Origin of the sequence: Metabacillus idriensis (assembly GCF_009674765.1) — a bacterium.
Taxonomy (GTDB): Bacteria; Bacillota; Bacilli; order Bacillales; family Bacillaceae; genus Bacillus_P; species Bacillus_P idriensis.
In genome coordinates, this window is record NZ_WKKF01000002.1 from 514,134 (window position 1) to 533,946 (window position 19,813).

Here is a 19,813-nt window from a genome sequence, read left to right on the forward strand (position 1 = left end):
CAGGTTTACTTCAATCTTTTGGAAGGCAGCTTCCTTTAGATCATAAAAAGCAATGGAAGGGGAAACGGCAATGAAATCAAGAAAATGGTTAGCGGGGTTTGGAGTTGCTTCGATGTTATTTACAGGGGCTTTGGCAGGGTGCAGTTCTGATGAAACATCTAAAGAGGGCGCAGACGGTGAAAAAGTGGAAGTAACGCTTGCTGGATGGGGCGGAAATCCGACTGAAGAAAAGCTGTTAAAGCAAACGATCGAAGACTTTGAAGCGAAGCATCCTAAAATTGATGTCAAGCTTGAGGTTATTACAGAACAATATATGGATGTTATTAAAACACGCTTAATCGGCGGAGAAGGACCAGATGTTTTTTATTTGGATGCATTTGAAGCTCCTGGTCTGATTGAAACTGGCGTTATTGAACCTTTAGATGAGTATGTTACAGAGGATTTTGACGTTGAAGATTTTGAAAAGCCATTATTGGAAGCGTTTATATCTGAGGATAAAACGTACGGTTTCCCAAAAGACTATTCAACTTTAGCGCTCTTTTATAACAAAAAAATGCTTGCTGATGCTGGCGTAGAGGTTCCTAAAACGTGGGAAGAGTTCCGCGAGGCATCTAAGAAACTAACGAAAGACGGACAATACGGATTTGGCGTCGCGCCTGAGCTTGCACGCCAATACTGGGTGGCTGAATCACTTGGCGGCGATGTAGTAAAAGAGGATAAAGCAAATTTTGCATCTGATGAAGTGGTAGAAGCATTAAAACCGGTTATTGATATGCACAATGTCGATAAATCAGCGGTTGAAGCCAAAGAAGTAGGCGCAACCTGGGGCGGAGAAATTTTCGGCCAGCAAAAAGCGGCTATGGTCATTGAAGGAAACTGGGCAATTCCATTTTTAGCTGATACATTCCCTGATGTAGAGTACGGAACAGCTGAGCTGCCGGCGATTAATGGTGAGAAATCAACGATGGCTTACAGTGTTGCTTATGTCATGAATGCTGCTTCTGAAAAGAAAGAAGCGTCATGGGAGCTGCTTTCATACCTGACTGGAAAAGAAGGCATGGAGACATGGACCAGTAAAGGCTATGCTCTGCCGACCCGTAAATCCGTTGCAGAAAAGCTTGGCTATGACAAAGATGAGCTGCGCGGACCGCTTGTAGCAGGCGCTTCTTATGCAACTGTATGGTCAGAAGGCTCAAATCTTCCTATTATCGTGAATAACTTCAACAACCAATTTATGAGTGCATTCCTTGGAGACCGTCCGCTTGAAGAAGCATTAAAAGAAGCGGAAAAACAGGCAAACAGCGAAATTGACTCAAAATAAGAAAAAGTGGCTGAGAAAAGGGAAATGCTTGTTTCCCTTTTCTTCTTTAAAATCTGCACTGGTTCTTTCTGACGAAGTCCTTTTTACTTCGTCAGAAAGAGTTTGTGCAGGATTTACTTAAAGTGGGGGGCTTGGATAGCAAAATGAAAAATCTATTTTCCAAACGAACATTAAGAGAGGCTGGACAAGGCTACTTTTTCATGTCGCCTGCATTGTTTGTCTTATTATTATTTATCATCGGTCCCATTTTTTATATAGTCTTTCTCTCGTTTCATAAAGTGCAGCTGCTGGGAACAGCAAGCTATGATTTTGTCGCTTTTGATAACTTTACGAGAATCCTTGATGACACAAGGGCGCAGATCGCTTTGTGGAACACATTTAAATATGTGGTGATTGTTGTTCCGTGTCAGACGATTCTCGCGCTGATCCTTGCGGCAACATTAAATGCAGGAATGAAGGGCCAAACATTCTTTAGAATTGTGTACTTTCTGCCTACCCTGACATCGTCTGCTGTATTAACCCTGATTTTTATGTGGATGTACAACAAAAATGGATTAATCAACAACGTATTAGACACACTGGGCTTGCCGACCTATAACTTCCTTGGAGACCCGAATATCGCGCTTAATGCGATTATGATTATGAATATTTGGTCCACAGCACCATTTTTCATGGTTATTTATTTAGCTGCTCTGCAGGATATTCCGGACTCACTTTACGAAGCAGCGGAGCTTGACGGGGCTAATACCGTTCAGAAATTCTTGAAAATTACGGTACCGCACTTGCGCCCGGTCACATCATTTGTCGCGATTATGGGCTTAATCGGAACATTCCAGCTTTTTGATCAGTCCTACATTTTCTCAGCTGGATCAGGGGGACCGGATAATTCAACCTTAACCGTTGTTCTTTTAGTCTATCAGTATGCGTTTAAAAATCTCGGAACGATGGGATACGCGGCGGCTCTTGTTCTGCTGCTTGCGATTGTAATTCTTGTGGCGACATTGCTGCAGCGGAAATTTTCAAAAGAAGAGTCACTCTACTAAAAGGAGGATGGAAAGATGAAAAAGAAATTTGGAATTGGAAAAGCGATTGTATACGCGATTCTAGTACTCTATGCTGTTACGACACTTGTGCCGTTTTTATGGGCTCTTTCCTCTTCGTTTAAAACGCTGCAGGAAATAGTCAGCGGCACGCTAAGCTTTATTCCTAAAAACTTTACGTTTGATAACTATAAGCAGATTTTCATAGAGCAGGAGCTTTTCCCAAGATGGATGTTTAATAGTATATTAATTGCCGTCATTGGAACGATATTAAATTTATTGTTCAATTCTATGGCAGGATATGCTCTTGCAAGACTCAGCTTTCCCGGAAAAAAAGCGCTGTTCATTACGATTCTTGCTGTACTGATGATTCCGGCCCAGGTCACGATGATTCCAAACTACTTGATTTTAAAAGAGTTTGGCTGGCTGAATTCGTATCAGGGTATGATTGTTCCGGCCATGATTAATGCTACGTTCATTTTCATGATGCGCCAGTTCTTTATCAACTTTCCGAAAGAATTGGAAGAAGCAGCTGAAATGGATGGCCTCAGCAGACTTGGCACGTTCTTTAAAATTGTGCTTCCGCTTGCAAGACCGGCTCTTGCTGCACAGTCAATCTTTGTATTTATGGGCTTCTGGAACGATTTCATGAGACCGCTGATTGTGATGACAGATATTGAAATGTTTACACTCCCGCTTGGGCTGAATACCTTCAAGGGTCAGTTCGTCAGCTACTGGAACTACATTATGGCAGCATCCATGGTATTTACGCTGCCGGTTCTATTGATTTATGCATTCTTTAATCGCTATTTCATTAAGGGAATTTCATTTACAGGCGGTAAATAAGAAAAGCAGAATCGCCCGTTTAGCTCCGACAGACAGATAAGGCTTCGCCAGAAAAGGCGCTTTTTGCCTTTACTGGCGGAGCCGTTCTGGCCGAGGAGTTGGGCGCTTCCGCTCGCCATCGAAGCGCAAAATTTTATACTTTCTTATCTCTTAAAAAAGAAGCTGGTGCAGGTGCATCAGCTTCCTTTTTATTTTATTAAAGAATTTTCACAATATCTTTTTAATTGATGCAGCAGGGACAGAGCTAATTTCCCGGTCAGTTTGCTTGAAAGTGTGCCCATGATTTTTGCAAATGGCGATAAATAGATCGTCTCATAGGTCTGGGTAACCTTTGTTTCACCCTGCAAATCTTCAAGGTGATAGGAGATCACCATTTTAAATGCTTTGCTTTCCAAGGAATACGAATAAGTTTCCGGTTCGATCACTGCAACATTTTTTCCGTGAAAAGAAGTTCGGATTGCACCTTCTTTTTGAACTTGGATAAATGCTGCACCCTCTGTTTTCTCTTCTGAAGGATGTTCATATTGAATGCTTTGAATCTCCTTTGTCCATGATTCGCGTGCAGACGGAGTTGATAGTTGTTCAAAGACGAAGCCGGCTGGTGCTTTAATAACGACTGTATGCTTCAAGATAGATAATCCTCCCATTTCTTTGAATGAAGAGCTTCTTCTAGTTTAATAAGAGCTTCTTTTTCAAGTGTTTGAATTTGGCAGATCAATCCGGCCAGATGCGTAAACAGTTCCTTGCGGTCAGTCTCAGTAACCTGCAGCTGTTCGCTTGCTTCTGCTTTCAGCTCAAGCAGGTCCGCGTTCATTTGCTTATATTCTTTCAACCTGAATTCTTCACTATGATAAAACTTATTCAGTTCCTGAAATTTTTCTTTCATTAAAAGGAATTCATCGTATTCACTGTTTAAGGAGTCCTCGGCAATTTGTCTCCATATCAATCCCGCTTTTTCATATAGCCCGCCGGCTTCCAGCAGCAGAGGTTCATGAATGATCTCTCCGACCATATTCAAGAATGTTGAATAGGAGCGGCGAAGTGCATAGCCATCCGTATTTTCCACAATCCAATAATACGTATAGTAAAGGGCATTTACGAGATGAGCGGTATTATGAAAGATTTTACCGAAGCTTTGCTTGTTTGAAGCTGTCAGGCTTGTCTTCCATCTGTCCAAAGCGGTAATGCCGAAGTTGCTCATTCTCGGGTTGTGTGCGCTTTTTAACCCTGTTTCAATACCTGTTCTTGCAGCAGCTATGATTTTCTTTAACGAAAGGTCTTGGTCAGCAGGTTCCTTCAAGAAAATCGATTGATTAATGATTTTCCTTGTTGCCAAATGATCGCGCCCCAGGATAAGATCTTCAATTGAAATTTCAATAGGTATGTCCTTTTGTAGAGCGATTTTAACGATTCCTGTCTCTTTGTTGATATCTGACACCAGACCGTAGATCTGATAGCCATTTGGAGAAATGCTTTTTTTGCGGAACACATCTTCGTTTATTGCAACAATAACTGGATTTCCGCCTGAAACCTGCTTATCTAATTTTTCAAAGGCAGCTTTGCGGTCTTTTGTCTGCTGAACAGCAGGCTGAAAACCTAGCGCTTTTAATGCGCCGGAAATAAACAGTTCACTGCTTTCCCATAACGCACGGGTTCCTAAATAGAAGCTCGAAAAATCTTCTTTTTCATAAAAGAAAGTAAAGTATCCGTATCCTGCACCTCCGCCAATTCCAAGCAGCATTTCCTCTGTCAGAAAATCCGGTAAAGGCTTTTTTGGGTGATGCTTCAGCAGATTGAATAGAGCACTTGTATCTGAATGAAATCCCATATCTGTACCTCCAGAGTGTTTGCTATTGCAAACTTTCTTTTACTATATCAACATGAGTTTGCTATTGCAAACAAAATTTATTATATTAAGAGCAAGAGGAGGAGTTTCGTTGAATATTGGAAAGTATGTAAAAGAGTTCAGGGTGAAAAAAGGCTGGACTTTAGCAAAACTCTCAAGTGAATCTGGAGTCTCTAAACCTTATCTTTCACAAATTGAGAATACCCCAAACAAACAAATTTCCGCGGAAAAGCTATATCAGCTTGCCATCGCACTTGAAGTAACTATGGGTCAGCTGATGGGAAAAGAGGTCGCTCTCAACCGTCAGGCGGATGTACCTGCAAGTTTGCTTGCTTTTGCAGAGAAGAACGGACTTCACGATGAACAGATTCAGATGCTTGCAAACATTAAATATAGAGGGAAACAGCCATCCACTGAAGATGAATGGGAGAAAATCTTCCTGGCAATAAAAACCTCAATCGAGAGCGAATAGAATGAATTCCAGAGAAAAAGCACTGTTGAGGGCACGACAGCTAATGGACGATTATTTTAGTTTCGGCGGATCATTTCCCATCAATATGAAAATGCTTGCTTCGCTAGCAGGGATCACGGTTCGGGAAAAATATATGGAGAACGATCAATCCGGCCAGCTTGTCATTCAGGACGGGAAAATAGCTGCGTACGTTAATATTTTTGATCCGCCGAGGAGGCAGAATTTCACGATTGCCCATGAAATCGCTCATACCCTGATGGATGAGTTTGATCATATTCAGTACAGGAAAAAAGAAAGTGTGCAAGATGAAATTGAGAGGCTTTGTGATGAAATAGCATCTGAGCTCTTGCTTCCAACAGCTGAATTTAAGCGGCAGATGAATCAGCATGGCGAGAAATTGTCCTCCTTTAAGCCGCTCGCAAAGTACTTTCATGCTTCATTAGAAGCCGTTGCGGTCAAATTTGCAGGCTGTGCCGAAAATCAAAACCGGACCATTTTAATGGTGACAGATTTTCATGCTGCTGGTCGCCGGGACTTGGCGATTTCAGGTGTGATTCCTCTGGCAGATTGGGCCATCTTCGTGCCTAAAGGACTTTCAATCGGAAAAGAACGGCAGCTGGCGGATTCTTTTTATCAAAATGCGCCATTTGAGAAAAGGATGCAATTGAGTCTTGGCCAATTGCAGGGAGAATATCTGGTAGAAACCCATCCTTCTAAATTTCAGCAGAGCGGAAAGCTGTATAACAAAGGTTATATCCTTCTTTCGAAATGAAAAAGCTGATCTTTCTGAAGATCAGCTTTTTGACATTTTATTCATTCAACTTTGTATTTTATATAACTGTAGTTCTCTGTCGGCTTCACTTCAACTGTTTTTCCATCTGCATCTTTAAGGACTTCAAATTCCTGATACGTTTCCACCCTATATCCATCTTTTACTTCGGATGCAATTTTCTTATCCTCGAACACTGTAAACAGCAGCTGCTCCTTTGCCGCAGTCTCTGCTTCTTCATCAGCAGCCATAGGAAAAGTTCCGGTTTCCGTATTATGTGCCTGAAATGAATCTAAATAGGCCATCGTTCCAATCAGGAGAACGAGGAAAAAGAGGGTGAAGATTTTTGAACTTGTTTTAGACAGCAACACCAGCCGCTCCTTTCAAAAACTTCTTAATTCATATGTACGCTCGTCTTACAGGAATATGTCCAATCTTCAAGGAGAATGATAAGGATAAAAAAGGAAGGTGATCTTTATGAGGCAAATGATCCTGCTTGTTGTTCTTTTCTGCTTTTGGATCCCGCTGGGACAACCTGCTGCAGCAAAAGCACCTGAACTTAAGCTGACGGATATCAACCAGAAAGAACACGAATTAAAACCGCCCTACGATCGGCCCATTGTTCTGAACTTCTGGGCATCCTGGTGTGGCCCGTGCAAAATGGAAGCACCTGACTTAGTGAATCTTGCAGAGAAATATAAAGATCAGGTGATGATTTATGCAGTGAACATGACGAATCAGGATTCTGAAGAAGGAGCGTATATGTTCGCTAAAGACCATGGATTTTCATTTCCAGTTTTGCTTGATCAAACAGGGGAAGCTTCATCCCTGTACAGAGTGGCAGCGGTGCCTACCACTTTTTTTGTAGACAGGAATGGAGAAATAGTGAGTGTGCTTACTGGGTATGGCGGGGCGGAATTGCTTGAGACGAGGGTAAGAGAGCTGATAGGTAAATAAAGAGCCGGTCAGGCAATGACCGGCTTTATTTGTTTAATTCAACCCCAATAACAGGACTAACCCATACCCCGCTGCAGACAGCACCAGCGACCCTGTCAAACCGGCAATCAGCGGCTTAGCGCCAAGCTTTTTAAAAGACTTTAAGTTGACGTTCAATCCCAGTCCGGCCATGGCCATGCCAATTAATAGGTAGGATAAGAAGACAATGAAAGCAGCCGTTTCCTCTGATGCAATCCCGGCTGTATTCAATCCGCTCATGAAAAGGAATCCAAGAATAAACCATGGGATTGGCAAGGATGAGGGAGCCCCATCTGTCTTTTTTTCTCTAAATAGGATTCCGACTATTAAAGCAGCGGGTACAAGAAGGGCGACACGGGTTAATTTTACGATTATGGCCATATCCTCTGCTTCGGTTCCTCCGATCGATGCCGCAGCTATGACATGTGCAACTTCATGAAGCGTTCCTCCCGAAAAAGCACCGAACCCATAGGGTGTTAGATTAATAAATGAATAGATAAAGGTGTAAAGCAGGGTAAAGGCCGTGCCTAAAATGGCAATGGGTTCCAGCACTCACAGCAGTCTCCTCGTCATTCGCTTTGACTAATGGGGCAATTGCTGCAACTGCTGCGGCACCGCAAATCGCTGTTCCGCAGGCGGTGAGGATACTGAGTTTCTTATCCACTTTGAGAAAGCGGGATAGAGCATATACAAGAGGTATGGTAAAGAGGATGACGATCAGGGATAAGACAAATACATTGAAACCTGCATGATAGAGGTCAGATAAATTCAGTCTCATTCCGAGCAAAATAATGCCGAATCGCAATAGCTTTTTACTTGAAAATACTGCTCCTGCAAGCACTTGTTCACTTATACCAGCAGAAGCTCTCCACATGATTCCAATGATCATGGCGATAATAAGCGGTCCGATTATGGAGAAAAAGGAAAATGTTGCTATATAAGAAGCTGCAGCTGCAAATATAAATGTCAGCAAAATCCCCTGCATAAATGGAAAAATATTCTGTTTTTCCTTTGTTTGACTTTTTAACATGATGTACACTTCCTAAGCAATTCGTTCTCCTTTTACTTTATCAGTGAGTTTATTATTAGTAAAATAAATATTAATTATCATCATTATTAGCATTTTAAATGATTAGAAATCGGATGTTCAAGGAAGTTAGTTAAAAAGTTCAATCATAGTGTAAAAGAAAGGCACTTTTCGTAAACTTTGTTGCTATTAAAAAAATGTTTATACTCTAAGTGGATTGCAGCGGATAAACTTGACTCCTGCGGGAATTAGAGCAAAATTGGAGACCCCACAGGCAACGCCGAGGAGGCTCCCATGCTCCCAGCGGAAAGCAAGTTCCTCTCGCTGCAAGTAACGGACAACATCTATAATCGAAAACAACAATCTATGCGAAAACAGTCAAACGAAAAAACCATCACTCCTATTTGAAGTGATGGTTTCGAATTATCCATTTGCTTTTAAATAAGTTTCTGGTTCTGATTTCTCTTCTTTAGCAGAAGCTGCGGTTCTGCCATGCAATAAATAATACACAGCCAGGCATCCCAGGATGAAAAATGAACTGAAGAAATACAGAGAACTGAATGCAATTTTAGTCGTGATGACACCTACAAGGAAGGAGCCAATTCCGATTCCGATATCAAAAATGGATAAGAAGGTTGCGGTGGCAAGCCCTCTCCGTTTAGGTTCAGCAGACTGAATAGCAATCGTTTGAAAGCTTGGAAACAGCGTTCCCCAGCCTAAGCCGATAAGAGCTGCAGACAGTAAAAAGGTAAACGATGTCTCTGCCATACTTAAAAGCACCATGCCAGCAGCAAAACAAATAATCGCAGGATAAACAATGACGTTTGCCCCGTATTGATCAAACCATCTTCCTGTGAATGGTCTTGCAATCAGCATAACGATGGCATATACGACGAAGAAGTAGCTTGCTGCCTCAATTAAGCCTATTTCTTTTGCATAAACCGAAACAAACGAAAGAATAGAAGCATAGACAAGGGCAAATAATCCTGCAACAAGGGCAATCGAAATCGCTGTTGGTTCAAATAATCCTTTCAAACCTTTGTTGCCGGCTGAAGGCATCACTTTGCTGCTTGCTTTTACAGCCTTTGGCAGCTTGATTATAAGACCTGAGAACAGAGAGAAAAAGGCAGTAAAGATACAGATGCCGAACCTCACTGCTGTTCCCCATTCTTCCATTGCGGTAAGTCCTAGAAAAGGGCCGATGACCATGGCAAGGTTCATTGACATCGCATAGTAGCCCATTCCTTCCCCGCGGCGGGTTTCAGGAATTATATCCGCAACGATCGCTCCTGCAGCTGTTGTAGCCATTCCGAATCCAATCCCGTGAAAAAAGCGGAGAAGAAACAATCCGTTCATTGTATTTGTAAAATAGTAGAGAAGAGATCCTAAAGCAAAGATAGAAAGAGAGGATATCAGCACAATCCTTTTTCCATGGCGCTCAATCCACTTTCCTGCGAAAGGACGGATGACAATCGCTGCAAGCAGAAAAATGGTCACAATCAGGCCTGCTTGAGATGGCTTGCCGTTTAAGTCATGAAGAGCATAGATCGGAAGTGTGACAAGCAAATAATAAAATGTTAAAAATAGAAAAAAGCTGCTTAAAGATATAGAGAGAAAATCTCTCGTCCATAGTTTTTGTTCTTTCATTCTTTCATCTCCGTTCTGTCTTTCTTATGTGCTGAAGCCACTGCTGGATGTATGTCCGGAGAGGAGCTTGCATGTCATCAGGAATTCCTTTGAGTAAATCATTCTCCATTTCTAAAACGGATTTTTCCCATAGAGCATAATCATTTATTGCTTTATCTGTAAGCTTAATATGCTTTGTCCGTTTATCTGAACCTGGAGTTTGAAGAACATATCCTTGCTTCACAAGCCTCTGAATGGTTCGTGTCATAGGCGGAGCTTCAATTGAGAGATAGTCACACAGCTCTGTCTGTGTCAGTGTTCCATACTTTTTTAAGGTGAATAAAACAGTCCATTGAGCACTGAACAGGCCATGAGGCTGCAGGACCTCATTCAGCCGTTTTGTAAGCTGCCTTGAAAGCTGCTGAATGGAATGAAAAATATTCTGATCGATTTCTGACATATCATTTCTCCTTAAAAATTAGTTACCTAGGTAATTATAACATAAATTTATAAAAAAGTTACCTGGGTAACTATCGGATAAATTTCTTTATAGTGGACATCAATTGTGAGAAAATGAAGGGAAGGAGCGTGATCCTGCATGTTTGTTATGCTCGTTTTTGTTTCTATTATTTATGCGCTTCTTGCGGTCGTCTATACGGTCTTTTTTATTGAGGCCATAGCTGAACGCAAGCGATACAAGCTTCAGCATCTCCTGCATATTATCGTATGGTTCACGGGTGCGTTTGCGCTGAGCATCTATCATGCCGGAACACATTTGTACTGGATGATATATTTGCTCGTCTCAATATCTATTACAGCTGCTGTCTATTCTGTCAGTTTTTTTCGCGGGAAACAAATATGTGAGAAGAATGTGCTTCAATTCATTAGAACCAGGCCATAAAAAAATCCTCAGGGCAATTGCCTGAGGATTTTTCGTCTTTATACAAACATACTTAGCAATAAGATAAACACAAGTGCAGCAACAGAAATAATCGTCTCAAGCACTGTCCATGTTTGAAGCGTTTCTTTAACAGTCATTCCAAAATATTCTTTAATCATCCAGAAGCCTGAATCATTCACGTGAGACAGAATGAGTGAGCCTGCACCTGTTGCTAAAACAAGAAGCTCAAGGTTTACACCTGGAACTACAGCTGCAATTGGAGCAACGATACCGGCTGCTGTCATCATAGAAACAGTGGCCGAACCTGTTGCAACACGAATCATTGCAGCAATTCCCCATGCAAGAAGAATGGGTGAAACGTTTGATTCTTGTGCAAGCTGTGCGATGTAATCGCCAATGCCTGAATCGAGAAGAACCTTATTAAACGCGCCTCCAGCACCGATAACTAATAGAATTGTAGCAGTAGGAGCAAGGCAGTCGTTTGTCAGCTTCAGGATCTTATCACGGTTCATGCCGCGGAAGAAACCGAGACTGAAGAATGAGTAAACTGTTGCGATTAATAAAGCAACAACAGGGTCTCCAAGGAATCGGAATACTTCAAATGCTGTGCTTTCTTTTGATAAAAACAGTTCTGCGATCGAAGCAGAAAGCATTAAGAAAACAGGAATTAATACTGTAATAACTGTATTTAAAAAGCCAGGAAGCTCTTTTTCATCTTTTTGTTCTGTCAGCTGGTCGCCAATTTCCTTTGGAACGGTTTTGTGGATGCGTTTGCCAATCCATTTACCATAAACAGGACCTGCTAAAATGGCAGTCGGAAGACCGACAATAATCGAATAAAGAATGGTCATGCCTACATCCGCTTTGAAGATCCCAACTGCTGCCATTGCGGCAGGATGCGGCGGCACTAAACCATGCACAACCGATAAACCGGCTACAAGCGGAACTCCAAGACTGACGAGTGAAACTCCAGTTCGGCGTGCAATTGTGAACACAAGCGGAATCAAAAGAACGAAACCAACCTGGAAGAATACAGGTATACCAACGATGAAAGCAACAAACATCATTGCCCAGTGAACATTTTTTTCTCCGAATTTTGCAATCAGAGTGTTGGCAATGCGCTCGGCACCGCCTGATTCTGCCATCATTTTGCCAAGCATTGTACCAAGTGCAAGAACGATTGCAAGAAACCCTAACGTATTTCCCATACCTGCTTTGATCGAGTCAATAATGCCAGGCACCTCGGGATTTGTAGAAATAAGCGGCATTCCAGTCGCAAGACCAACACCGATAGCGGTTACAATTAAAGCGACAAAAGGATTCAGCTTTGCCACAGTTATGAGCAGTAGGAGAGCAACGATTGCTGCAAAGACAATAAGTAATAACATGGATAAAATCCTTTCTTGTTTGAAAATTTGAAAGCACTTTCAACTAGTGACTCTGATTATATGAAAAATATTTTTTAAAATCAATACATTTATGAAAAAATATTTTATTTTAATAAGCCGAAAAAAAAGAGAACCTAGGGGGCTCTCTAATTAGAGTGGGATTATTAACTCATCGTTTAGATCGGATTCTTCTCTGCCTTTCGGAGCTGACCCAGGCGCTTCCGCATTTCTTAAGAGATAAGAAAGTATAAAATTTTGCGCTTCGATGTCTAGCTACACCTCCTAGCCCCTCGGCCAGAACGGCTCCGTCTGTCGGGTCTGACCAGTCGGTTCCGCTTTTCTTATACGCGTGTTTCCGAGATGGCATCCCGGACTTTTTCCAATGATTTTTTTGCGTCATCTTTATTTGAAATCATCATGTTTACATACAGAGCATCAATTAGACTGAGCTGGCCAATTCTAGAAGCGAGCGCCTCTGACCGGTATTCGGTTTCTTCTGAGCTTGTATAGAGGGAGACATCCGCATTTTGACCGATTGGAGATTTTGGAAATCCCGTAATGCCAATGGTTTTTGCCCCGTTTTTTCTAGCTGTATTCATCACCTTAATGGTATCCTTATTCGTTCCTGAGTGAGAAATTACGACGGCAACATCGCGGTCGGTCAGCTGTGAAGCCGACATCAGCTGAAAGTGTGAGTCAATAAACGCATAGGCCGAAATTCCAGTTCGAATAAACTTATGATATGCATCCATCGCAATAATGGCTGATCCTCCCGTTCCATAAAAGTTAACGCGGTTTGCGTCTGAGAGGATGCCGGCAGCCTTTTGAATGGAGGAAAAATCCAAGATTTGAAGGGTGTTTTCAAGTGTACGGATATTGGAGTGAAAAACTTTTTCAGCAACAGCCTTTTCATTGTCATTGTCATTAATTTCTTCGTAAATCTGCTGAACCGGGCTCATAATTTCAGAGGCAAGCGCAATTTTCATTGCCTGGTAGCCTTTAAAATCTATGCGCTTACAAAAACGGAAAACAGTTGCTTCTGCAACACCAAGATTATCTGCCACTTCATTGATGGTGCTATGAATAATTTCTTTCGGGTTCTCCAAAATATAATCAGCTATCTTTTTTTCTTTTTCACTTAACCTTGCATAATGAGAACGAATACTTCCTAAACAATTTTGCCCCATAGAGTATGACCTCGCTTACATTTACTAAGAAAAGCGGAAGCGCCTTGCTCAGCTCAGGCATGGCAGATAAGGATCCGTCGGAAAAGTCCGGTTTTGACTTTTTTGACGAATCCGTTCTGACCGAGGAGTCAGGCGCTGCAGCTAGACATGAATACAGAATCTTATTTGCATTTTTATACTTTAAAAAAGTATAGCATAAAAAGAATATGAAAAAAAATTTCTTGAAAACGATTGCACAAGAAAAAAATTTTCGTATAATGGTTATAGGACAAAAACAAGATATAAAGGAGTTTTACAACATGCAAGTAGGTTTAATCGGTTTAGGGAAAATGGGATATAATCTTTCACTTAATTTAATTGATCATAAACATGAGGTTGTCGCATTTGACATCGACTCAGATGCTGTAAATAAAATTGCTAATATGGGTGCGGCTGGTTCATCTTCAATTGAAGATCTAGTTTCTAAGCTTCCATCTCCAAGAACGGTATGGATGATGGTGCCTGCAGGCGTTATTACAGAAAACGTGCTTTCAGAATTAAAAGATCTTCTTGCTCCTGGCGATATCGTCATTGACGGCGGAAACTCTAATTACAAGGAATCCATTCGCCGTGGAAACGAATTGAAGGAACTTGGCATCCACTTCTTTGATGTAGGAACAAGCGGGGGAATGGAAGGCGCAAGAAATGGTGCCTGCACGATGATCGGCGGAGAAAAAGAAGTGTTTGCTTCAATCGAACCTCTGTTTAAAGATATCTGTGTTGAAAATGGCTATCTTTATGCAGGAGCTATGGGAAGCGGCCACTATTTAAAAATGGTTCATAACGGCATTGAATACGGCATGATGCAGTCTATTGCAGAAGGCTTTGAAGTCCTTGAGAAAAGCCAATTTGACTTTGATTACGAACAGGTTGCAAGAGTTTGGAACAACGGTTCTGTTATTAGATCATGGTTAATGGAGCTTTCTCAAAATGCATTCTCTAAAGACTCAAGACTTGATGGCATTAAGGGAGTTATGCATTCATCCGGCGAAGGAAAATGGACAGTTGAGGAAGCATTGGATCTTCAGACTGCTACGCCGATTATCGCTTTATCCTTAATGATGAGATACCGCTCGCTTGATGAAGATACATTCTCAGGAAAAGTAGTCGCAGCGCTGCGCAATGAGTTTGGCGGACATGCTGTCGTAAATAAAGACTAATACGTTTAGGCATTGAAATTAGAAGGGAAGAGGCTTAGTAACAAGCATCTTCTTTTTCATTTCTAAAAATGATTTGGGCATTGTAAGGAGGAGTCACCATGAATCAGAAATTTGTAATCGGAGTCGATATTGGAACAACAAGTACAAAATCGGTTTTGTTTAAAACAGATGGAACAATCGTTTCAACATTTGGAGTGGAGTATCCGTTATACTCGCCTAATCCTGAAACAGCAGAACAAAACCCGCATGAGATCTTTCAAGCTGTGATTAAAACAATTAAGGAAGTAAGCAGCAAGGTGGATCCGGCTGATTTGCTGTGCGTGTCTTTCAGCTCTGCGATGCACAGTGTCATCGCTGTTGACCGGGATGGAACACCGCTCTCAAATTGCATGACGTGGGCAGATAACCGCAGTGCCAAATGGGCAGAAACAATAGCAAAAGAAATGAATGGCCATGAGATTTATTTACGCACGGGCACACCTATTCACCCAATGTCCCCGCTGTCTAAGATTACGTGGATCCGAAATGAACAAACAGACTTATTTTTGAAAACGTTTAAATTTATTTCCATTAAAGAGTACGTTTTCCATAAGCTGTTTAAGCGTTTTGTTATCGATTATTCAATTGCTTCAGCAACAGGGCTGTTTAACCTGGAGTCCCTAGACTGGGATAAAGAAGCCCTTGAAGTCGCAGGAATAACGCCTGAACATCTTTCAGAACCTGTAAATACTACATTCTCATTAACGGGACTCGATGCTGTTTATGCAGCAGAAATGGGCATACCTGCATCAGTTCCGTTTGTAGTCGGAGCAAGTGATGGAGTATTGTCAAACCTTGGTGTTAATGCGATTCAGCCTGGAGTTGTTGCAGTTACAATCGGTACAAGCGGAGCCATCCGGACAGTTACGGACAAACCGGTGACAGATCCAAAAGGACGGATCTTTTGCTATGCTTTGACTGATGATAAATGGGTAATCGGCGGTCCGGTTAATAATGGCGGAATGATTTTCAGATGGGTACGCGATCAATTAGGATCTTCTGAAATGGAAACAGCCAAGCGTTTAGGCAAAGATCCATACGAAGTGCTGACTGAGATTGCATCACTTGTGAAGCCGGGATCTGACGGTTTGCTCTTCCATCCTTATCTTGCCGGCGAGCGTGCGCCTCTGTGGGATGCAAACGCGAGAGGATCCTTCTTCGGGCTATCACTTCACCATAAAAAAGAACATATGATACGGTCTGTATTAGAAGGCGTTATATTTAACTTATATACTGTGCTTCTTGCACTTGAAGAACTGATCGGCGAGCCGAAAAAAATTCAGGCAACCGGCGGATTTGCCCGTTCAGAATTATGGCGCCAGATGATGGCGGATATTTTTGATCAGGAGGTTTCTGTTCCTGAAAGCTTTGAGAGCTCGTGCTTAGGTGCTGCGCTTCTTGGTTTATATGGACTTGGACATGTGGACTCTCTTGATGTAGTATCAGATATGGTCGGCGGTACCCACCACCATAAGCCAATCTCAGAACATGTTGAGGTTTATAAAGAACTAACACCTATCTATATTCGCCTTTCACGCCTTCTGAAAGAGGAGTACGCAAGCATAGCGGCTTATCAGCAAAAGCATATATAGAAAGGCTGAGTTCACATTAGTTGTTGCTTTGCGTATCGTTATTTCATGCGAAGGAGTTCTCTGTCGTGCTCTTTTCCTGAATTTGAGGATACAGAGCTATTTTAGAGGGCGTAAGGACTGTAAAAAATCCAAAACCCGATTTTTTACTAACTGCTTCTAGCAACAATGTTTACGAAAAGAGCCTATAGAAAAGAAAGAGGGATAGCATGCGCATCGGAGTTCTCGGCATCGATACTATAAATGAAACGAAGTCTATCACCCAGGCCATTACACAGTACGCCTCTGAAACGAACAGCGTAATAGAAGGACTTGAATGGCACACTGTTTTATCAGAACTGAAGGCAGAAACTCTGGAAAGCTGGGTTCGCTCTGTATCTGAAAAAACGATCATAGAGAACAAGGAAAGTTTTCTCAAAGTCATCGAAGCATATGACGCTGTCATCGTATTCGGCGGAAGCAAGAAGGCTGTCGACTTATTGTCTTTGGCACAAGTGAAGCTGCTCTTTCTCCCAATCTCTATTTTATCTGACAGCTCACTGGGATACGATACGGCTTTAAATGAAGTTGTAACAAATGTACTTAAGGTAAAAGATACAATCAGCTCTCTTTTATATATGAAGCAGAGAGTGTGCTGTGTTCAGCTCCCAGGAGAGGAACTGTCTGATTTAATGCGGGATGCGGCGTCAGCCGTTGATGGTGTTGTCGTAACAGGTGGAGAATCTGTGTGGATGCACGCTGCAGATTATCTCAAGAAAAAAGATCAAAAAGGAGTGACTTACTCTTTCTTGATTATTAACGAGTCCATCCGTCCAGAGCAGCTTGGGGCATTCTTGCAGCAGCAGATGGATCTTGATTTTAAAGAGCTTATCTTTGATGAATCCCAATGCATGAGCTCACGTCCGACTGCCGCTGACCGGATTATTGAAAAAAACCTGTCTCAGTCTGTATACGAATGGCTGAAAAGCACGGATGGGACAAGACAGCTGACAATCGAAAATAAAGAAGTAAAATGAAAAGAAGCCTGCAGCGGTCGAATGCTGCAGGCTTTTTAGATAGAAAAAATAGCAGAAGCTGCTGTATTTCAGCTAATAAATGAGATGCTCCAATCCAAGTCAGCGGGGATGATAGCGAACCTCCGAGTCCATAGCATGCAAAAAAAACCGCCGAAGCGGTTCTACAAAGGTTTTACCATCAATACGTTTAACCCTTTTGAAGGCAAATGAAAACGGTGATCCGTTTCTTTGAATCCCAGGTGCTGATAGTACTCAACATTCTTCACGCTCGTTGTGCACCAAAGCATGGCTGCATCAAGCTGAGTCAGTTTATTTTCAGCAAATAAAAGCAGCGTCTGCCCTCGGAGCTGATTGCGGTGCTCAGGATCGATTGCTAGTCCGCGGAGACGATAGACGTTTTTTTGTTTCATTTTTTCATGTGTTTCCTTGAAAAAAGAGGCGGTTCCAATCAACGTTTCTTCCTTGAAAGCACCAATGTGGAGCGTTTCTTCTTTTTTATCACGCGTATACCCGCATTCATCAATCGAATGGTCAGGCATAAGAACTTTTTGCCTTAAGGCGTATGTATGTTCTGCTTCAATTTGTTTTATTTCAAACATGCAGTATCCCTCACTTTGATGTACAAGAAGTTTCATAGAATTAAGACGAAGGCAAGGTCAAAAAAGTTTCACATCAGACTCTGGCCTTATGGATAGAAAGACTTCAGGCCGTATCCCTCCCTCCCATTCTACCTTATTCTTAGATTGATTAGAAGCAGGCAGCGAGCTAACTATTGATGAGATTGCTAGAATCATTATAATGATAGATACAAGGGGAAAAGGGAACGGAGTATGAAAAATGATAAGATTCCTTAAAAATAGTATAGGCTTTATTCTGGTTTTGTTTATTGCATTTTTTGTGCTGACCATTTTTTATTCAGCAGAAAATAAACTGCCGGCTACCTATCCAAATGACGGATTTGAAAATGTAAAGAAGTATGAGCAGCTGATTACACAGGAGCTTGCAGAGTATCAGCTTGAAGAATATACGCCGCTTGTTCTTGCTCTGATGCAGCAGGAAAGCAAAGGAGTGGGCGGAGATCCCATGCAGGCCTCTGAATCTGCGGGGCTTCCGAGAAATACAATTGAAGATCCGGCTAAAAGCATTGAGCAGGGCGTTAACTATTTTCAAAAAAGCTTACAGTATGGAAAAGAACGAAATGTGGACGAGCTGACGGTCATTCAAGCTTATAATATGGGAATTGGCTACATTGATTTTATTGTGAAAAATGGCGGCAAACACAGCGAGGACCTTGCAAAAGAATTTTCGATGTTACAGGTCAAAAAGCAGCCTGATCTCTACAATTGCGGCGGAGATAAAGAGAACTTCCGCTATCCTTACTGCTATGGCGATTTTACTTACAGCACGAAGGTGCAGGAAAATGTGAATACTCTGACTGAAACAGCATCTGCAAAAAAGAATGATCAAATGTAATCTTAAAGGGACTCAAAGCTTATGGGTCTCTTTTTTTTAGGCTGTTTTCGCATAAATTGTTGTTTTTGATTATAAATGTTGTCCGTTCCTTTCCGCTGCAGGAACTTGCTTTCCGCGGTCCGGCTGGGAGCCTCCTCGGCATGCCTGCGGGGTCTCCCATTTCCCTCTATTTTCCCGCAGGAGTCAAGTTCCTGCAGCGTAGATCCACTTATGGTTTTAACATCTGGTCTAAAAGCAACAATATTTACGAAAAGAGCCTTTTTTTAATATGCTAATGAAAAAAGACCTTGACGCTATTTGAAGAGAGAGGTATTATAGAGACAGTACTTTATCACTTAAAAGCATAAACGCTTAAAAGTGGAACAGAGAAGAGCCTAGCCGAGATAAAGTTTAGATCAGGGAGTATGCTAATGTCATTTAGATGACGGAGCATCCTCCCTTTTTAGTTTTTTATACATAAGGAAATACTATTTTTAAAAAATGGGAAATATATGAATTGGAGGTGTTCACAATGTTGAATGTAATTGAAACGATAAAAAATATGATTAAATTAACGGCTGATGATGAACCAAAGGCGCCTCTGCATGTGGGAGAAGTAATGGCACTTTGGACATTATCGACTTTAATGGAAGAAGCCGTGGTGTTTTATGGTGTGTTTTTAAATACAACAACAGATACAGAACTGATTAGAAACGTCAGACGTGATTCAAAACCTTAAAGAGTTTTTAATAAAAGAGGGAATCCCGCTGCCGCCTACTTCAGAAGAGAAGCCGTTATCGAATCCAGGCAATGTTCCATACGGAGTGAGGTTTACTGACAATGAAATCGCTAATTTCCTGAGTGTGAAAACGGCAACCTATATAACCTTTTGCGGAACGGCACTCGCTCAGACTGTCCGGAACGATGTTGCCGTCATGTTTTTATCCTTTTTAACGGCTGTCATTCAATATAGTGTCAATTTAAAGAATTTGATGATTGAGAGAAGCTGGCTTAAGGTGCCGCCATATTTTCAGCCTCCTGGGCATCCGCAAGATACATAAATATCCCTGAAAACTGTCTGAGGCATTCTTATCGGCAGTTTTTTTCGTATACCGTTCCT

General features: G+C 41.8%; 21 protein-coding genes and 1 pseudogene. 13 read left to right on the forward strand and 9 right to left on the reverse strand.

From position 1 onward, the window contains the following. Positions 1 to 70: 70 nt before the first annotated feature. The 3 genes from GJU41_RS10795 to GJU41_RS10805 all read left to right on the forward strand — a co-directional run bounded on the left by GJU41_RS10795 (position 71) and on the right by GJU41_RS10805 (position 3,207). Positions 71 to 1,321 (forward strand): ABC transporter substrate-binding protein, encoded by a 1,251-nt coding sequence (locus GJU41_RS10795; RefSeq protein ID WP_070877049.1) that lies wholly within the window; start codon positions 71 to 73, stop codon positions 1,319 to 1,321. Positions 1,322 to 1,464: 143 nt separating this feature from the next. Further along, entirely contained in the window at positions 1,465 to 2,364 is a 900-nt protein-coding gene (locus GJU41_RS10800; RefSeq protein WP_070877048.1) for a carbohydrate ABC transporter permease, read from the forward strand. Between the two features lie 15 nt (positions 2,365 to 2,379). Further along, on the forward strand, positions 2,380 to 3,207 hold the full coding sequence (locus GJU41_RS10805; protein ID WP_070877047.1) for a carbohydrate ABC transporter permease: 828 nt from the start codon (positions 2,380 to 2,382) through the stop codon (positions 3,205 to 3,207). Between the two features lie 188 nt (positions 3,208 to 3,395). Here GJU41_RS10805 and GJU41_RS10810 read toward each other — a convergent pair whose 3' ends face one another. Next, positions 3,396 to 3,836 carry an SRPBCC family protein gene (locus GJU41_RS10810; RefSeq protein ID WP_070877046.1) on the reverse strand — a complete coding sequence of 147 codons (441 nt, stop codon included), beginning with the start codon at positions 3,834 to 3,836 and terminating at the stop codon, positions 3,396 to 3,398. Further along, positions 3,833 to 5,035 (reverse strand): BtrH N-terminal domain-containing protein, encoded by a 1,203-nt coding sequence (locus GJU41_RS10815; protein ID WP_154318580.1) that lies wholly within the window; start codon positions 5,033 to 5,035, stop codon positions 3,833 to 3,835. Before GJU41_RS10815 ends, GJU41_RS10810 begins: the two co-directional genes overlap by 4 nt. A gap of 109 nt (positions 5,036 to 5,144) precedes the next feature. Between GJU41_RS10815 and GJU41_RS10820 the strand changes: the two genes are divergently transcribed. Further along, on the forward strand, positions 5,145 to 5,525 hold the full coding sequence (locus GJU41_RS10820; RefSeq protein WP_070877044.1) for a helix-turn-helix domain-containing protein: 381 nt from the start codon (positions 5,145 to 5,147) through the stop codon (positions 5,523 to 5,525). A 1-nt stretch (position 5,526) separates the two neighbouring features. Beyond that, complete coding sequence (locus tag GJU41_RS10825; RefSeq protein ID WP_070877043.1) at positions 5,527 to 6,297, forward strand: ImmA/IrrE family metallo-endopeptidase; 771 nt, start codon at positions 5,527 to 5,529, stop codon at positions 6,295 to 6,297. Between the two features lie 41 nt (positions 6,298 to 6,338). On the opposite strand, the gene GJU41_RS10830 is transcribed toward GJU41_RS10825, so the two are convergent. Further along, entirely contained in the window at positions 6,339 to 6,662 is a 324-nt protein-coding gene (locus tag GJU41_RS10830) for a hypothetical protein (protein ID WP_070877042.1), read from the reverse strand. Positions 6,663 to 6,771: 109 nt separating this feature from the next. On the opposite strand from GJU41_RS10830, the gene GJU41_RS10835 reads away from it, so the two are divergent. After that, positions 6,772 to 7,251: a TlpA family protein disulfide reductase gene (locus GJU41_RS10835; protein ID WP_070877041.1), complete on the forward strand. Its 480-nt coding sequence runs from the start codon at positions 6,772 to 6,774 to the stop codon at positions 7,249 to 7,251. Positions 7,252 to 7,284: 33 nt separating this feature from the next. Here GJU41_RS10835 and GJU41_RS10840 read toward each other — a convergent pair. The 3 genes and pseudogenes from GJU41_RS10840 to GJU41_RS10850 form a co-directional block, all read right to left on the reverse strand. After that, positions 7,285 to 8,299, reverse strand: a pseudogene (locus GJU41_RS10840) (YeiH family protein). Positions 8,300 to 8,719: 420 nt separating this feature from the next. Continuing rightward, positions 8,720 to 9,943: an MFS transporter gene (locus GJU41_RS10845; RefSeq protein ID WP_154318581.1), complete on the reverse strand. Its 1,224-nt coding sequence runs from the start codon at positions 9,941 to 9,943 to the stop codon at positions 8,720 to 8,722. Positions 9,944 to 9,947: 4 nt separating this feature from the next. Next, positions 9,948 to 10,382 (reverse strand): MarR family winged helix-turn-helix transcriptional regulator, encoded by a 435-nt coding sequence (locus GJU41_RS10850; RefSeq protein WP_070877038.1) that lies wholly within the window; start codon positions 10,380 to 10,382, stop codon positions 9,948 to 9,950. A gap of 138 nt (positions 10,383 to 10,520) precedes the next feature. Here GJU41_RS10850 and GJU41_RS10855 point away from each other — a divergent pair, with 138 nt between their 5' ends. Beyond that, a complete protein-coding gene (locus GJU41_RS10855) occupies positions 10,521 to 10,823 on the forward strand; it encodes a hypothetical protein (RefSeq protein ID WP_070877037.1) in 303 nt (100 codons plus the stop codon). Between the two features lie 38 nt (positions 10,824 to 10,861). On the opposite strand, the gene GJU41_RS10860 is transcribed toward GJU41_RS10855, so the two are convergent. Next, complete coding sequence (locus GJU41_RS10860) at positions 10,862 to 12,211, reverse strand: GntP family permease (RefSeq protein ID WP_070877036.1); 1,350 nt, start codon at positions 12,209 to 12,211, stop codon at positions 10,862 to 10,864. Between the two features lie 341 nt (positions 12,212 to 12,552). Next, entirely contained in the window at positions 12,553 to 13,398 is an 846-nt protein-coding gene (locus GJU41_RS10865; protein ID WP_070877035.1) for a MurR/RpiR family transcriptional regulator, read from the reverse strand. Positions 13,399 to 13,697: 299 nt separating this feature from the next. On the opposite strand from GJU41_RS10865, the gene gnd reads away from it, so the two are divergent. From gnd to GJU41_RS10880, 3 genes are all read left to right on the forward strand, one after another. Then, on the forward strand, positions 13,698 to 14,597 hold the full coding sequence (gnd, locus tag GJU41_RS10870; RefSeq protein WP_070877034.1) for a phosphogluconate dehydrogenase (NAD(+)-dependent, decarboxylating): 900 nt from the start codon (positions 13,698 to 13,700) through the stop codon (positions 14,595 to 14,597). Between the two features lie 98 nt (positions 14,598 to 14,695). Beyond that, a complete protein-coding gene (gene gntK, locus GJU41_RS10875) occupies positions 14,696 to 16,228 on the forward strand; it encodes a gluconokinase (RefSeq protein ID WP_070877033.1) in 1,533 nt (510 codons plus the stop codon). Positions 16,229 to 16,434: 206 nt separating this feature from the next. Continuing rightward, positions 16,435 to 17,241, forward strand: a complete 807-nt coding sequence (locus tag GJU41_RS10880) for a 6-phosphofructokinase (RefSeq protein ID WP_070877032.1) — start codon at positions 16,435 to 16,437, stop codon at positions 17,239 to 17,241. 161 nt (positions 17,242 to 17,402) lie between these two features. Here GJU41_RS10880 and GJU41_RS10885 read toward each other — a convergent pair whose 3' ends face one another. Then, a complete protein-coding gene (locus GJU41_RS10885) occupies positions 17,403 to 17,840 on the reverse strand; it encodes a GNAT family N-acetyltransferase (RefSeq protein WP_070877031.1) in 438 nt (145 codons plus the stop codon). 238 nt (positions 17,841 to 18,078) lie between these two features. Between GJU41_RS10885 and GJU41_RS10890 the strand changes: the two genes are divergently transcribed. The 3 genes from GJU41_RS10890 (at position 18,079) to GJU41_RS10900 (ending at position 19,754) form a co-directional block, all read left to right on the forward strand. Continuing rightward, on the forward strand, positions 18,079 to 18,714 hold the full coding sequence (locus tag GJU41_RS10890; RefSeq protein WP_070877030.1) for a lysozyme family protein: 636 nt from the start codon (positions 18,079 to 18,081) through the stop codon (positions 18,712 to 18,714). Positions 18,715 to 19,225: 511 nt separating this feature from the next. Continuing rightward, positions 19,226 to 19,432 (forward strand): hypothetical protein, encoded by a 207-nt coding sequence (locus GJU41_RS10895; protein WP_083328235.1) that lies wholly within the window; start codon positions 19,226 to 19,228, stop codon positions 19,430 to 19,432. Next, on the forward strand, positions 19,416 to 19,754 hold the full coding sequence (locus GJU41_RS10900) for a DUF3231 family protein (RefSeq protein WP_154318582.1): 339 nt from the start codon (positions 19,416 to 19,418) through the stop codon (positions 19,752 to 19,754). The genes GJU41_RS10895 and GJU41_RS10900 overlap by 17 nt, the downstream gene beginning before the upstream one ends. Positions 19,755 to 19,813 lie beyond the last annotated feature (59 nt).

Coding starts and splice junctions, on each gene's coding strand:
- GJU41_RS10795 (WP_070877049.1), top strand. CDS start 71: ATGAAATCAAGAAAATGGTTAGCGGGGTTTGGAGTTGCTTCGATGTTA.
- GJU41_RS10800 (WP_070877048.1), top strand. CDS start 1,465: ATGAAAAATCTATTTTCCAAACGAACATTAAGAGAGGCTGGACAAGGC.
- GJU41_RS10805 (WP_070877047.1), top strand. CDS start 2,380: ATGAAAAAGAAATTTGGAATTGGAAAAGCGATTGTATACGCGATTCTA.
- GJU41_RS10815 (WP_154318580.1), bottom strand. CDS start 5,035: ATGGGATTTCATTCAGATACAAGTGCTCTATTCAATCTGCTGAAGCAT.
- GJU41_RS10825 (WP_070877043.1), top strand. CDS start 5,527: ATGAATTCCAGAGAAAAAGCACTGTTGAGGGCACGACAGCTAATGGAC.
- GJU41_RS10835 (WP_070877041.1), top strand. CDS start 6,772: ATGAGGCAAATGATCCTGCTTGTTGTTCTTTTCTGCTTTTGGATCCCG.
- GJU41_RS10845 (WP_154318581.1), bottom strand. CDS start 9,943: ATGAAAGAACAAAAACTATGGACGAGAGATTTTCTCTCTATATCTTTA.
- GJU41_RS10850 (WP_070877038.1), bottom strand. CDS start 10,382: ATGTCAGAAATCGATCAGAATATTTTTCATTCCATTCAGCAGCTTTCA.
- GJU41_RS10855 (WP_070877037.1), top strand. CDS start 10,521: ATGTTTGTTATGCTCGTTTTTGTTTCTATTATTTATGCGCTTCTTGCG.
- GJU41_RS10860 (WP_070877036.1), bottom strand. CDS start 12,211: ATGTTATTACTTATTGTCTTTGCAGCAATCGTTGCTCTCCTACTGCTC.
- GJU41_RS10865 (WP_070877035.1), bottom strand. CDS start 13,398: ATGGGGCAAAATTGTTTAGGAAGTATTCGTTCTCATTATGCAAGGTTA.
- gnd (WP_070877034.1), top strand. CDS start 13,698: ATGCAAGTAGGTTTAATCGGTTTAGGGAAAATGGGATATAATCTTTCA.
- gntK (WP_070877033.1), top strand. CDS start 14,696: ATGAATCAGAAATTTGTAATCGGAGTCGATATTGGAACAACAAGTACA.
- GJU41_RS10880 (WP_070877032.1), top strand. CDS start 16,435: ATGCGCATCGGAGTTCTCGGCATCGATACTATAAATGAAACGAAGTCT.
- GJU41_RS10885 (WP_070877031.1), bottom strand. CDS start 17,840: ATGTTTGAAATAAAACAAATTGAAGCAGAACATACATACGCCTTAAGG.
- GJU41_RS10890 (WP_070877030.1), top strand. CDS start 18,079: ATGATAAGATTCCTTAAAAATAGTATAGGCTTTATTCTGGTTTTGTTT.
- GJU41_RS10895 (WP_083328235.1), top strand. CDS start 19,226: ATGTTGAATGTAATTGAAACGATAAAAAATATGATTAAATTAACGGCT.